13 protein-coding genes and 1 tRNA gene are annotated in these 13,233 nt (G+C 50.6%); 3 read left to right on the forward strand and 11 right to left on the reverse strand.

What is annotated here, in order from left to right; all coding sequences use genetic code 11:
- The 4 genes from tpiA to ACFOLF_RS16580 form a co-directional block, all read right to left on the reverse strand.
- Positions 1 to 753: a triose-phosphate isomerase gene (tpiA, locus tag ACFOLF_RS16565; RefSeq protein WP_210045076.1), complete on the reverse strand. Its 753-nt coding sequence runs from the start codon at positions 751 to 753 to the stop codon at positions 1 to 3.
- A gap of 153 nt (positions 754 to 906) precedes the next feature.
- On the reverse strand, positions 907 to 2,088 hold the full coding sequence (locus tag ACFOLF_RS16570; protein ID WP_210045077.1) for a phosphoglycerate kinase: 1,182 nt from the start codon (positions 2,086 to 2,088) through the stop codon (positions 907 to 909).
- 462 nt (positions 2,089 to 2,550) lie between these two features.
- Complete coding sequence (gene gap, locus ACFOLF_RS16575) at positions 2,551 to 3,555, reverse strand: type I glyceraldehyde-3-phosphate dehydrogenase (RefSeq protein WP_210045078.1); 1,005 nt, start codon at positions 3,553 to 3,555, stop codon at positions 2,551 to 2,553.
- Between the two features lie 105 nt (positions 3,556 to 3,660).
- Entirely contained in the window at positions 3,661 to 4,698 is a 1,038-nt protein-coding gene (locus tag ACFOLF_RS16580; RefSeq protein ID WP_210045079.1) for a sugar-binding transcriptional regulator, read from the reverse strand.
- Between the two features lie 232 nt (positions 4,699 to 4,930).
- Here ACFOLF_RS16580 and ACFOLF_RS16585 point away from each other — a divergent pair.
- The 3 genes from ACFOLF_RS16585 (at position 4,931) to sda (ending at position 6,352) form a co-directional block, all read left to right on the forward strand.
- Positions 4,931 to 5,005, forward strand: a tRNA-Arg gene (locus tag ACFOLF_RS16585).
- A gap of 204 nt (positions 5,006 to 5,209) precedes the next feature.
- Positions 5,210 to 5,791: an ATP-dependent Clp endopeptidase proteolytic subunit ClpP gene (gene clpP / locus ACFOLF_RS16590; RefSeq protein WP_210045110.1), complete on the forward strand. Its 582-nt coding sequence runs from the start codon at positions 5,210 to 5,212 to the stop codon at positions 5,789 to 5,791.
- Between the two features lie 264 nt (positions 5,792 to 6,055).
- A complete protein-coding gene (gene sda / locus ACFOLF_RS16595) occupies positions 6,056 to 6,352 on the forward strand; it encodes a sporulation histidine kinase inhibitor Sda (protein WP_210045080.1) in 297 nt (98 codons plus the stop codon).
- Positions 6,353 to 6,512: 160 nt separating this feature from the next.
- Here sda and ACFOLF_RS16600 read toward each other — a convergent pair whose 3' ends face one another.
- From ACFOLF_RS16600 to trxB, 7 genes are all read right to left on the reverse strand, one after another.
- Positions 6,513 to 7,337, reverse strand: a complete 825-nt coding sequence (locus ACFOLF_RS16600; protein ID WP_210045081.1) for an SIMPL domain-containing protein — start codon at positions 7,335 to 7,337, stop codon at positions 6,513 to 6,515.
- A 182-nt stretch (positions 7,338 to 7,519) separates the two neighbouring features.
- Positions 7,520 to 7,789 (reverse strand): HPr family phosphocarrier protein, encoded by a 270-nt coding sequence (locus ACFOLF_RS16605; protein ID WP_188999798.1) that lies wholly within the window; start codon positions 7,787 to 7,789, stop codon positions 7,520 to 7,522.
- A 103-nt stretch (positions 7,790 to 7,892) separates the two neighbouring features.
- On the reverse strand, positions 7,893 to 8,822 hold the full coding sequence (gene whiA, locus ACFOLF_RS16610; RefSeq protein WP_210045082.1) for a DNA-binding protein WhiA: 930 nt from the start codon (positions 8,820 to 8,822) through the stop codon (positions 7,893 to 7,895).
- Positions 8,823 to 8,829: 7 nt separating this feature from the next.
- Positions 8,830 to 9,816 (reverse strand): gluconeogenesis factor YvcK family protein, encoded by a 987-nt coding sequence (locus ACFOLF_RS16615; RefSeq protein WP_210045083.1) that lies wholly within the window; start codon positions 9,814 to 9,816, stop codon positions 8,830 to 8,832.
- An 8-nt stretch (positions 9,817 to 9,824) separates the two neighbouring features.
- On the reverse strand, positions 9,825 to 10,712 hold the full coding sequence (rapZ, locus tag ACFOLF_RS16620) for an RNase adapter RapZ (protein ID WP_210045084.1): 888 nt from the start codon (positions 10,710 to 10,712) through the stop codon (positions 9,825 to 9,827).
- Positions 10,713 to 11,061: 349 nt separating this feature from the next.
- Positions 11,062 to 12,012, reverse strand: coding sequence for an ROK family glucokinase (locus tag ACFOLF_RS16625; RefSeq protein WP_210045085.1), 951 nt, complete (start codon positions 12,010 to 12,012; stop codon positions 11,062 to 11,064).
- A gap of 240 nt (positions 12,013 to 12,252) precedes the next feature.
- The gene (trxB, locus tag ACFOLF_RS16630; RefSeq protein ID WP_210045086.1) at positions 12,253 to 13,209 is read right to left on the reverse strand and encodes a thioredoxin-disulfide reductase; all 957 of its coding nucleotides are present in this window, start codon (positions 13,207 to 13,209) and stop codon (positions 12,253 to 12,255) included.
- Between the last annotated feature and the right edge of the window lie 24 nt (positions 13,210 to 13,233).

Raw genomic sequence — 13,233 nt, forward strand, 5'->3', positions numbered from 1 at the left:
TTACTTCGCCCCTTCCACGAGTTGAATGTAAGAAGCGGCCTCCAAGCTTGCACCGCCTACCAGCGCGCCGTCTATGTTCGGTTCAGCCATATACTCGCTGATATTGTTTGGTTTTACACTGCCGCCATACTGGATGCGGACAGCATCCGCGACGGAAGCATCATACAATCCGGCAACCACGCCGCGGATGAAGGCAATGACGTCTTCGGCGTCTGCGGAAGTGGAGGATTTGCCTGTTCCGATAGCCCAGATCGGCTCGTAGGCAATGACGACTTCAGCCGCCTGCTCTGCCGAAAGACCCTGGAAAGCTGCAACGGTCTGCAGGTTGCAAACATCCTTGGTTTGACCCGCTTCGCGCTCTTCCAGCTTCTCGCCTACACAGACAATCGGAGTGAGGCTGTGCTTGAATGCGGCATGAACCTTCTTGTTCACGATTTCGTCCGTCTCCAGGAAATAAGCGCGGCGCTCGGAGTGGCCGATAATGACGTATTGCACGCCAAGATCCTTAAGCATCACACCGCTGATTTCACCCGTGAATGCGCCGCTGTCTTCAAAATGAAGATTTTGGGCGCCAATTGCAATCGTTGTCCCTTTCGCTGCTTCCACAAGTGCAGGAAGCGCCAGGTAAGGCGCGCAGATAACAGCTTCGACGCCGTCAATCTCGGCTTTGCCCTTCACATCGGCGAAGAAGGATTCCGCTTCGGAAATCGTTTTGAACATTTTCCAGTTGCCCGCAATAATCGGTTTACGCATACGTCAGCTCCTCAGGCTTTGCGAAGCAAAGCTGCTTCGAAAGCGTTACTTGGGCTTTGCGAAGCAAAGCTTGCTCCGCAAAGCGTTACATTCGGGCTCTGCGCCAAGCCATGCTTGATCCGCAAAGCATCTTAACCAAAGAACCTGCCAGACCTACTTATCGTTCAATGCAACAACGCCCGGGAGCGCTTTGCCTTCCATGAATTCAAGCGAAGCTCCGCCGCCGGTGGAGATGAAGTTCATTTTGTCGGCGAGGCCGAATTTCTCTGCTGCAGCTGCGGAATCGCCGCCGCCAATGACCGTATAAGCAGACGTTTCCGCGCAAGCGCGGGCAACGGCTTGGGTACCGTGGGAGAAAGGCTCGATTTCAAATACGCCCATCGGTCCGTTCCATACGACCAGCTTCGAGTTTTTAATGACATCCGCGTAGATTTCGCGGGTTTTCGGTCCGATATCAATGCCTTCCCAATCTGCCGGAATGCCATCAATATCCACGATATTGGTATTTGCGCTTGCGCTGAAATCATCAGAGATCACGATGTCCACCGGCAGCAGGAACTGCTTGCCGAGCTTCTTCGCTTTTTCGACAAACTCCTTCGTAAGCTCAAGCTTGGAGTCATCGCACAGCGATTGACCAATCTCATGGCCCTGCGCCTTGAAGAATGTATAGGACAAGCCGCCGCCGATAATGATATTATCTGCGATTTCGATCATTTTGTTGATAACGTCAATTTTGTCCTTAACCTTCGAGCCGCCGACAATTGCCGTGAACGGACGCTCAGGGTTCAGCAATGCCTTGCCGAGCACATCAAGCTCTCTCTCCATCAGCAGACCGGATACGGCCGGCAGAAAATGAGCAATGCCTTCGGTCGATGCATGGGCGCGGTGGGCGGCGCCGAATGCGTCGTTGACGAACAGGTCAGCCAATTCGGCAAGAGCTTTCGCAAGAGCCGGATCATTCTTCTCTTCGCCCGCTTCGAAGCGGACATTCTCAAGCAGCAGCACATCGCCGGCCTGCAGCCCGCTGATTTGAGCCTTCACGGCATCGCCGACAACCTCATCGGCTTTAAGTACCTTCTTGCCAAGCAGCTCGGAGAGACGAGCAGCCGCAGGCGTCAAACGCAGATCTTCCACAACTTGTCCTTGCGGACGGCCCAAATGGCTGGCCAGAATGATCTTTGCGCCATTTTCAATCAGATAGTTGATTGTCGGCAGCGTTTCGCGAATGCGCTTGTCGTCCGTGATTACACCGTTTTCCAGGGGTACATTGAAATCCACGCGCACAAACACGCGCTTGCCGGCTACCTCAACATCACGTACACTTTTTTTGTTCATCCCGTAACCCTCCTAAGTAACCTTTAAATCTTTCCCGTCCTCAAAACTCAGGGAACATGATAAAGGTTCTTAAATCTATGCAAAGCTCTCCAAATCCCTATCCATCCCGCAAAAAATGCCTCACTTACACAGTAGCGCAGGTTATCTATCTCTATTATTCCCCCAAAATGGGGGAGCAAGAACCTATATCAAAAATATGTTTCGTGTTTGCTCACATCTTTCACGCTGCTGCGCACTCGCGTTAAGCAGCTCTATCTTTCGGTTTAGTCTAGTCGCATAGGAGCGCCGCAGCAGAGCTGGGTCCCGGAACAACCCGTTAAGGGTTGTTCCATGGACGTAAAGCGGGCCAGCCGTAAACCGCCGCGAAGGAGCTGCCACAGGCAACTCCTTCGCGAATATGGGGTGTCCAGAGGGGAACCCTTGGGGTCCCCCTTTCCAAGGGGGATTTAGGGGGATAGTATCTTACAACCCTTTGGACGCAATATAAGCAGCGAGGTCAACTACACGGTTCGAGTAGCCCCACTCGTTATCGTACCAGGAAATGATTTTGACCATGTTGCCTTCAACAACCATCGTTGACAATGCATCGATTGTGGAAGAAGCAGGGTCGCCGTTGTAGTCGCTCGATACAAGCGGCTCTTCGGAATAGTTAAGGATGCCTTTCAGCTGTCCTTCGGAAGCTTCTTTAAGAGCACTGTTTACTTCTTCAACGGTGACATTGCTTTTTACTTCAACAACCAGATCGGTAAGGGAAACGTTTGGCGTTGGAACGCGCATAGACATACCGTTCAGTTTGCCTTTCAGTTCAGGCAGAACCAGGGAGATTGCTTTTGCAGCGCCGGTGGATGAAGGAATGATGTTCTCAGCGGCTGCGCGGGCGCGACGCAGGTCTTTATGCGGCACATCCAGAACGGATTGGTCGTTGGTGTAGGAGTGAACGGTCGTCATCATACCTTTGACGATTCCGAATTTTTCGTTGATAACCTTGGCAAAAGGTGCCAGGCAGTTCGTTGTACAAGAAGCGTTGGAGATAACAGTGTGTGCGGAAGGATCGTATTTATCTTCGTTAACACCCATAACGATCGTGATATCTTCGTTCGTAGCAGGTGCCGAGATGATAACTTTTTTCGCTCCGCCTTTAAGGTGAAGCTCGGCTTTTTCCTTAGCTGTGAAGATACCTGTGGATTCTACAACGATTTCAGCGCCTACAGAAGCCCACGGCAGGTTCTCGGGGTTGCGCTCTGCAAATACTTTGATTTCGCGTCCGTTAACGATCAGGGCGCCTTCTTTTGCTTCAACTTTTGCGTCAAGCGTACCATGAGTCGTGTCATATTTAAGCAGATGAGCCAGTGTATTCGTGTCTGTCAAATCGTTCACAGCCACCACTTGAATTTCCGGGTTGTTCAGAGCAGCACGGAAAACGTTACGACCAATACGACCAAATCCGTTAATACCTACATTTACCATTGTTGTTTCCTCCTAGGTTTGATTTTAATTTATATCTTAAGACGTCTGCTTCAGCAGCCGGTCAGCCGCCTGCAACCGTCAAGATCTCGCTTATATGTGTTTGCTTTACTGCTGTTCTTCATCAAGCATTGCTACAATAACCAGGGCCGCAGCTTCATCCGTCACGAGAATATCATCATGCCCGAATCGCATCACAGCGGCGATCGCCTCGCCCTTGCTGCTTCCGCCCGCAATGGCTATTACCACTTCCGTCTCCATAATATCCTCCAGGCGCAGTCCCGCCGTCGGCATCTTATGAACAACCGCGCCAACACGGTCAAAATAATACCCAAAGGATTCGGCAAGCGCGCCTTCAGTAGTCATGGCTGCAATAACTTCCTCATTAACCCGTCTTCGCCGTGCCATGACCATAGCGTCTCCGATGCCGTGGATGACAATGCGGGCGCTGCGGATCACATCGACAATCTCGCGAATATTCGGTTCCTGCATGAGTGTCAGATAGGCTTCCTCACCCAAATGATCGGGTACATGCAGCAGTCTGTACTGGGCTCCTGTACGTTTGGCCATTGTGGAAGCAATCGTGTTCGCCTGATAATCCAGACTCTCGCCCAATCCTCCGCGCGCCGGTACGAACCAGTTTCCCTTCAAAGGTGTCTGAGTGGTTAATTGATTGGCCACCGAAGCGAGCGTCGAACCGCCGGTTACAGCGACGACATCGTCCTTGTTCATCATCTTGCGGAGTGCGGCGCATCCGGCCTTCCCAAGCTCGCGCTTGGTATGCACAGAGGAATCCGAGTCACCCGGGACAATCCACACATGCTTGAGTCCAAAATACTTGCGAAGCCGCTGCTCCAGCTCCGTGAGGCCGAACATCTCCTTATAGAAGGGCTCCATATCCTCCAGAAGCCGTCTTCCGGAATCGCTGATGCGCATGCCTGCCGTTTCGACGTGAAGCAGGCCCTGCTCCTTCAGAAAGTCCGTCTCGGCTCTCAGCACACGTTCCGACAAATCCAGCGATGCGGCAAGCGTCCGCCGGCCAATCATGTCGGATAACATCACCTGCCTGAGAATGAGATATCTTTTTTTCATGACGGCAAGCAGATCCGGCAGCAGCTGCTGCTGAATTTCGATGAGAGATTGCATCTTTCAACATCAACTCCAGTTGCGCCGAATTCGGTATCCGGTTCTCGTGGACATTTTTCGTCCCGCATGATCATTTTAAGTCCCACCGTTATTGTACTCCAAAAATTTATGAGGGGCAAGTCAGGTTTAACGGAAGAAACCGCTTTCCGTCACGATTTACACAAATTTATCTTTGCATAAGCCCTTGCTTTTCTTCCAGCAATCACATATACTTATTTTCGCTATCACATTTGCGCCCGTGGTCCAATGGATATGACGTAGGCCTCCGGAGCCTGAGATCGAGGTTCGATTCCTCGCGGGCGCGCCATAAATAACACATCTGCCGGCATCTGCCGGTTTTTTAATACCACTAATTTGACCATCTTTGACTTTTAAAAAACAATGGTTTATGATGTGGATATACAGCTGATCTAACAAGCCGATGTTTTGGATACGGGCCGTGTGTCCGCGAAAAAGCTAATACAGCAGAAGAGCAGCGCATAACACTTATTAGGAGGGAATTACTTTGGAAATGAACTTTGTACCTATGGTTATTGAGCAGAGCAACCGCGGCGAGCGCGCTTACGATATATACTCCCGCTTGCTGAAAGACCGCATTATTTTCCTTGGCACTCCTGTGAATGACATTGTCGCTAATTCCATCATCGCACAGCTGCTGTTCCTGGCTGCGGATGATCCTGAGAAGGATATCTCGCTTTACATCAATAGTCCTGGCGGCTCGGTCTCTGCAGGTCTGGCTATCTTTGATACCATGCAGTTCATCAAACCAAGCGTATCCACCATATGTGTTGGTATGGCTGCTTCCATGGGCGCTTTCCTGCTTGCTGCCGGCGAAAAAGGCAAAAGACATGCGCTGCCCAACAGCGAAGTCATGATTCACCAGCCGCTGGGCGGAGCGCAAGGACAAGCGAGCGATATTGAAATCCGCGCCAAGCATATCTTGAAAACCCGCGATACCTTGAACAAAATCCTGGCCGAGCGTACAGGTCAGCCGCTTGAGAAAATCGAGCGCGACACCGATCGCGATTATTTCATGTCTGCTGCCGATGCACAGGCTTACGGTCTGGTCGATAAAGTTATTGAGAAGCTGTAAGGTTTCCTAAATCCGATACCGCTATTCCGGTTATTCCCTTATATAACGAAAGAGAAGAGTGCCGATCCAGAAAATGGACCTGCACTCTTTCTTTATCCTTAGGCATAGCTTTATTATCACAGTATTTGACCAATGTCAAGAAAAATTCGGCGCGTTGAATTGGTAACGACTCCATTAATTTTTCATGTTAATATGTACTAAATGATTCCAGATTCACCGACACTTAGGCTGTTATTGAAATCTAACAAACGGAGTTGCACACGCATGAAACTATCAAATCCTTTCGCAAGCGTGCGAAATTTCATCCGTCCCAGTGAACCTGGTTACATTTACAACCATTTCACGCCAGCATTTGATCGTTCCTTTGATCAATCTGTTACCCTACATGAAAATCGCAAATCTTATTTGCCGATGCAGGATAAATCCCTTCTTTTACGACCGCTCAGCGACGTACATTTGATCGAAGTCTATCAAGAAGCCAAAGCGATGCGGCTCTCGGAAGAGTTTATTTCTTTAATCGAGCAAGCCATCGAGCAGCGTGGTTTATCCGAGTCTGATTAGGCTCGCTCGTCCTACCTGACTAACGCTCTCAACCCAGCGTCGTGCCGCTATCCTTTAGGATGGCGGCACGACGCTTTCTATCCATTTCACAAAGAAAAAGCGGAGCCGCTTGGAAATCCAAGCACTCCGCTTCTTTTTATCCCTGCCCATGGTGCGATTGTTATTCCATTTCGTAAGAGACCTGTACATTAGCAGACAGCGTAATTTCGCCGGTCTGTATCGTTGTGGAAGCACTATCCGCCGCGGCCTGAGGAACAGCTGACATCAAGCCTTTGTTGTACACGGGAATGCTGCCTGAGCTGGATTGTGATATATTAACGGCTGCCTTCAATTGTTTGCCTGCTGCTTTGGCTAATGTCTCGGCTTTGGCCTTTGCGTTGGCCATTGCCTTCTCCAATGCCTGAAGCTCGTATTGATCCTGCTTCTCCGTATCAAATTGCACGCCATCCATCCGGTTCGCGCCTGCAGCCGAAAGGTTATCCAGCAGTTGACCGATATTAATCAAGTCTCTTGTAGTGATTTGGATGCTGTGGGTAGCCACATAACCGGTAACTTTGTTCGTGCCGTCTTTTTCGTTATACGTATACTGCGGCTGGACATTAAAGTTCGTCGTCTTTACGTCCTTCTCGGCCAACTTGCTTTTTTCGAATAGAACGGTCTGAAGAGCGGCAAACTTCGTCGCATTGCTTGCTTGCGCTTCCTTGGCTGTCGCTGCCCGAGTTTCCACGCCTACATTGACGTAAGCCACATCTGGCGCCGCTTGCAGCTCCCCTTGCCCGCTAACGGTGATAATCCCCTTCTGCACCTCTCCAGCCTCCCCGGCAGCATATACGTCGCCTTTGCCTCCGTTTGCCCCGATGACAGCTCCAATTCCTACAGCGACAGCGAGCGCAGCCGTTAATACCCACTTCGAGCGGCCTCTTGGTTTTGCCATCCGATTCGTTTCTGTCCCGGTCTGAGTTTGTTCGGTCTTCTTCTCAACCATTACAATCATCCCCTTTGCATAAAAATTGGTTACATTTTCTATAACGTCATAGTCGGCCGGGATGTTGCAGTTATCTGTATCCACAGCCTTTTTGACACAGAAAAAAGCCCCATCCTGGGACTTCTCTGCTTCGAAAGAACTTCTATTGCCTCAACTGGAGGCACCAGTTCATTTCTTATTGTTTATTGGTTCTCCAGCTCTTCTTTGCTGACCAAATTGACTAAAGCGGTTACAGCTTGGTCGGCATCCGAACCTTCCGCGCTAATGGTTACTTCCGTCCCCGAGCTGATCGCAAGACTCATAATCCCCATAATCGATTTCGCGTTCACTTTTTTTTCGTCTTTCTCGACGAACACCTCGGAAGAAAACTTGTTCGCTTCCTGAACAAAAAGTGCGGCCGGTCTTGCATGAAGACCTGTCTTCAGTCGAACGACAACCGGATGCCTTGTCATGGAAACCTTACCCCCTAAACTTAATTCAATCGTGCGATTGAGATTGCAAACGTCATTTTATTCTCCATTATACCACTTTTGCTGCAACTTAACTAGCCTTATGCTACCCGTTCCTTAATTTTTCCGCAAGTTCGTCGAGTTTTCTCAATCTATGGTTCACGCCTGACTTGCTGACCTTCCCTTTGAGGATCTCGCCGACTTCCTTTAAATTGATATCCGGATGCATGAGGCGCACCTCTGCCACTTCCCGCAGCTTCTCGGGCAGATTCTCGAGGCCCATTTCCCTTTGGAGCAGTTTAATATTGTCAATTTGCCTGACAGCAGCACCGATCGTTTTATTAAGATTCGCTGTTTCGCAATTAACAATACGGTTCACCGAATTGCGCATATCGCGCATAATCCGGACATCCTCGAACTTGAACAGCGCCTGATGGGCACCAATGATGTTCAGAAGCTCGATGATCTTCTCGCCTTCCTTCATGTAGAAAATGAACCCTTTTTTACGCTCGATGCAGCGGGCGTTCAAGTCGAACTTGTTCGCCAAATCCACCAGCGCCTTGCAGTGTTCCTCGTACATGACGGCAATTTCCAGGTGATATGAAGAACCTTCCGGGTTATTGACCGAACCTCCGGCCAGAAAAGCCCCTCGCAGGTAGGAACGCTTGCAGCAGGACTTGCGGAGCATTTCTTTGTCAATCCCCTGATTAAACATAAACCCTTCGGAAACAATACGCAAATCGCTCAGGATTTCCTGAACCTTGGCCGGTATGCGGACAATATACACATTGTTCTTCTTGAGTCTCATTTTCTTGCGGACAAGCAGCTCTGTATGGACATCGAACTGCTTTTTGATAAGAGTATATATCCGTCTGGCAATGGCTGCATTTTCGGTAGAGATATCGAGAATGACTTTGCGGCTGGATACCGACACAGATCCGTTCATCCGAATGAGGGCAGACAATTCCGCTCGCTCACAGCAGGGCTCCGACTCTATAAGGGTTAGTTCTTTTTTCGTTTGGGCCGCAAATGACATCGTTCTCTCACCTCTTTCGTTCCATCCAGTTTTCCACCAGCTGATAAATATGATGGCTTAACTGTACTGCATCGTGACGCAAATAGGTGCGAAACAGCACAAGCCGGTCGGCGATGACTTTATACCCGCGGCGTTTCACTTCATCCAGATCCAGATGTACGGCCTTGGCCCCAAGCTCCGCGTATTTCAGCTGCACCTGAGGTGGGATTTCACCATTATTCACGATAACATAGTCAAACAGATGATGCCCGACATGGGCATGAACGGCCGCCAAATGATCGCTGACCGAGTAACCGTCCGTCTCTCCAGGCTGAGTCATGACATTGCATACAAACATTTTGATCGCGTCCGAGTCCATAATGCTCTGTGCCAGCTTGGGAACCAGCAGATTCGGGATAATGCTGGTGTACAAGCTTCCCGGACCGATCAGGATGGCATCGGCGTCCTGAATCGCTTCAACCGCTTCCTTCAGGGGCTCCACATCAGCAGGCTCGATGAACACCCGTTTGATTGGCTGTCCCGCCTTAGGGATATTCGACTCCCCGGTCACGATCGTGCCGTCCGCCAATTCCGCGTGCAGCACGATCGCCTGCCCGGCCGCCGGCAGAACGCGTCCGCGAACCGCAAGTACCCGGCTCAGTTCTCGAACAGCGGATACAAAGTCACCTGCGATGTCGGTCATCGCGGCCAGCATCAGATTGCCAAGGCTATGGCCGGCAAGGCCAGTACCATTGCTGAAGCGGTATTTGAGCAAATCAGACAGCAGCGGCTCCACATCAGCCAAGGCAATAAGCACACTCCGGATATCGCCGGGCGGCGGCATTTGCAGCTCGCTGCGCAGAATGCCCGAACTCCCGCCATCGTCGGCAACCGTTACGATAGCTGTAATATCGAGCGGCTTCTCTTTGAGTCCCCGCAGCATTACAGATAGTCCCGTGCCGCCGCCGATAACAACGATACGGGGCAGTCGTTTTTTGTTGGCTTGTTCAGTCATGGCCCACCTCAGTGCCGATCACGATCAGCATCCCGATGGCTGACCCGAATCAGCTCTGTATCGCTGCTGCCCAGCGTACGGCCCAAATATTCAGCAAGAGCCACGGAACGATGCTTGCCGCCTGTACAGCCGATCCCAATGACAACCTGACTTTTGCCCTCTTTGCGGTAAAGCGGAATCAGAAACTGCAGCATATCCAGCAGCTTGGCAAGAAAGGTCTGCGTCTCCGGCCATTTCATGACATATTCATAAACCTCGGGATCCTGCCCCGTGTTGGGCCGCAGATGCTCCACGTAATGCGGATTCGGCAGGAAACGGACATCGAAGATCAAATCCGCATCAATCGGAATGCCGTATTTGAAGCCGAACGAAGTAATATTAATGGATATTATGCTCAGATCGGCATTGGCAAACCGGGACATGATTCTTTCCTTGAGCTGGGCCGGCTTCAGATTGCTCGTATCAATGACCTGTGTCGCCCAGCCCTTCAAATCCTCCAGCATTCTGCGCTCCAGCTTGATGCCTTCCAGCGGGAGGCCTTCTGGAGCGAGAGGATGGCGCCGCCGGCTTTCCTTATATCGCTGTACAAGCACACTATCGGTAGCATCCAGGAACAAAATTTCATAGCCGATTGTAAAATGGTCCTTCACATAGCTTAGTGATTCCGATAATGCCGTAAAGAACTCGCGTCCCCGCAGGTCGATAACAAGCGCCACTTTACCTATTTTGCCATTAGATTGCTCAATTAACTCGGCAAACTTCGGAATCAGAACCGGCGGCAAATTATCGACACAGAAATAGCCGAGATCCTCCAGGCTCTGCACTGCAATCGTCTTTCCGGCCCCGGACATGCCCGTGATGATGACCAGCTTTGCCATCGCTGTTCCCGCATCCATCGCTTATTCCTCCCAATCACTGCAACCTTTAATCGCAGTTTTTCGCGATTCGGTTGTCAGTACCACTGCAACCGTTAATCGCAGTTTTTCGCGATTCGGTTGTCAGTATCACTGCAACCGTTAATCGCAGTTTTTCGCGATTCGGTTGTCAGTACCACTGCAACCGTTAATCGCAGTTTTTTGCGATTCGGTTGTCAGCACCACTGCAACCGTTAATCGCAGTTTTTTGCGATTCGGTTGTCAGCAACCCTGCCAACCTTTAACTCCAAGTTCAGGTATATTAACGTGCGTCTACTCAATCCCATATTACACAACGGGCACGATATTTATTCGGTCAGTTTGGAAGCTTTTAAGAACGAATGATCAAACCGGCAGCCCCTACGACTCCGGCATTGTTGCCAAGGATAGCCGGCAGGATTTCGACACCCTCCTGGGCCATCTCCGGTGTCAATTTGCTGAACACTTCCCGAATCTGTTCGAACAGGAATTCGCCCGCTTTAGACACTCCGCCGCCAATAATGAAACGCTGAGGATTCAGAATGACTGCAACGGCAGCCATGGATTTACCTAAATAGAATGCGGCACGATTAACGATCCGGATCGCCACTTCATCGCCTGCTTTCGCAGCATCCAGCACATCCTTCGCCATAATGTCCGGTACAAAGGATAATGATGTACGGTCTCCACGTTCTACAGCATCCTTGGCCATTCGAATAATGCCAGTTGCTGAGGATACGGTCTCCAGACAGCCCATTTTGCCGCAGTTGCATTGAATGGCTTCCAGATCGGGCACCACAGACATATGGCCAAGCTCCCCGGCCATTCCGCGGAAGCCTTCGACGATTTTACCGTTAATGATGACCCCGCCGCCAACACCGGTTCCCAGCGTGTAACATACGCAATCGGATATCCCGCGTCCTGCGCCGGCCCATGCTTCGCCAAGCGCCGCAACATTCGCATCATTATTAACGAGGACCTTGGTTTGCAGCTTTTCTTCCAGGATTTCCTTCAGAGGCACATTATTAAAATAAAGATTTACCGATAATTTCACGATTCCTTTGGGTATATCCAGGAAACCGGCGATACCAACGCCCACGCCTTCAACCTGATCCCAGCTGAATGGGGATTGCTCTACGATTAAACGGGCGTAATCCGCAATATTTTGACATACAATATCCGAGCCGTTCTCAACACCTGTCGGCCCTTCATACGTATGGAGAAGCTCGCCTTCACTACTGCAAATTCCTAATTTAATCGTAGTTCCGCCGATATCAACGCCAATTACAATCTTCTCAGACATGAATAGGACACCTCAATAATATAGGGATGGGGGGCTTCTGTGTTCAACTATAAGCGAACGTTACCAACTGGTCAAGCATCTGGAAAACGTTGAAAAGCCTAAAGATAGCCCCCTGCTTGCCGGAGGCACTCACCTCGGAAGCCTTACATGAAGCGACGCCGTCCATGCTGGGTGGACAGCGTCTTTTTATCATCATATTGCATCAGGATCTGTCTGATGAACTTTTTTTTGCAGAGTCGATTAATCCTGATTAAGGATTTCGCTCCAGTCATGAACAGCGTGACCCTCAACGAATTTCTCGCAATCCAGAGCAGCCATACAACCGCTCCCTGCTGCTGTAATCGCCTGGCGGTACTTATGATCCTGCACATCACCGCAAGCGAATATACCCGGTATATTGGTCTCTGAGGTTCCCGGCTTCACAATCAGATAGCCGGTTTCGTCGGTTTCCAATTGCCCCCCAAGAAACTTGGTGTTCGGCGTATGGCCGATAGCGACAAAAATACCATCCGTTTCAATAATTTCTTCGGCGCCCGTTTCATTATTGCGCACTTTCAAGCCGGTTACGCTGTGCTCGCCAGCCACTACCTCAAGAGGAGTACGGTTCAGAGACCACTTGATTTTGCTGTTCTCGCGAGCGCGGTCCTGCATGATTTTGGATGCGCGCATTTCCTCACGGCGGTGAACGAGTACGACCTCGGAAGCGAATTTGGTCAGGAAGCTCGCTTCCTCCATTGCGGAATCGCCGCCGCCGACCACGATTATTTTTTTGCCGCGGAAGAAAAATCCGTCGCAGGTAGCGCAGGTGCTGACACCGCGTCCGACATTTTCCCGTTCATTGGGAATGCCCAGATATTTGGCCGATGCTCCAGTCGAGATAATAAGCGATTCAGCCTGCAGCTCGCCTTGACCTTCAACCTGGATCGTGAACGGACGTTTGGACATATCAACCGAGTTTACCCAGCCTGTGCGGAACTCCGCTCCGAACCGCTCTGCCTGCTTGCGCATATTGGCCATTAAGTCCGGTCCCATGATTCCGTCAGGGAAACCGGGGAAGTTCTCCACATCTGTGGTGGTTGTCAGCTGTCCGCCAGGCTCCGGCCCTTCAATGACAAGGGGGTTCATGTTGGCGCGGGCCAGATAGATGGCTGCCGTCAGTCCGGCAGGTCCTGTTCCGATAATGATTGATTTATACATACAAAATTCCTCCTTCACATTCGC

Origin of the sequence: Paenibacillus sepulcri, from assembly GCF_042647105.1 — a bacterium.
Taxonomy (GTDB): domain Bacteria; phylum Bacillota; class Bacilli; order Paenibacillales; family Paenibacillaceae; genus Paenibacillus_Z; species Paenibacillus_Z sepulcri.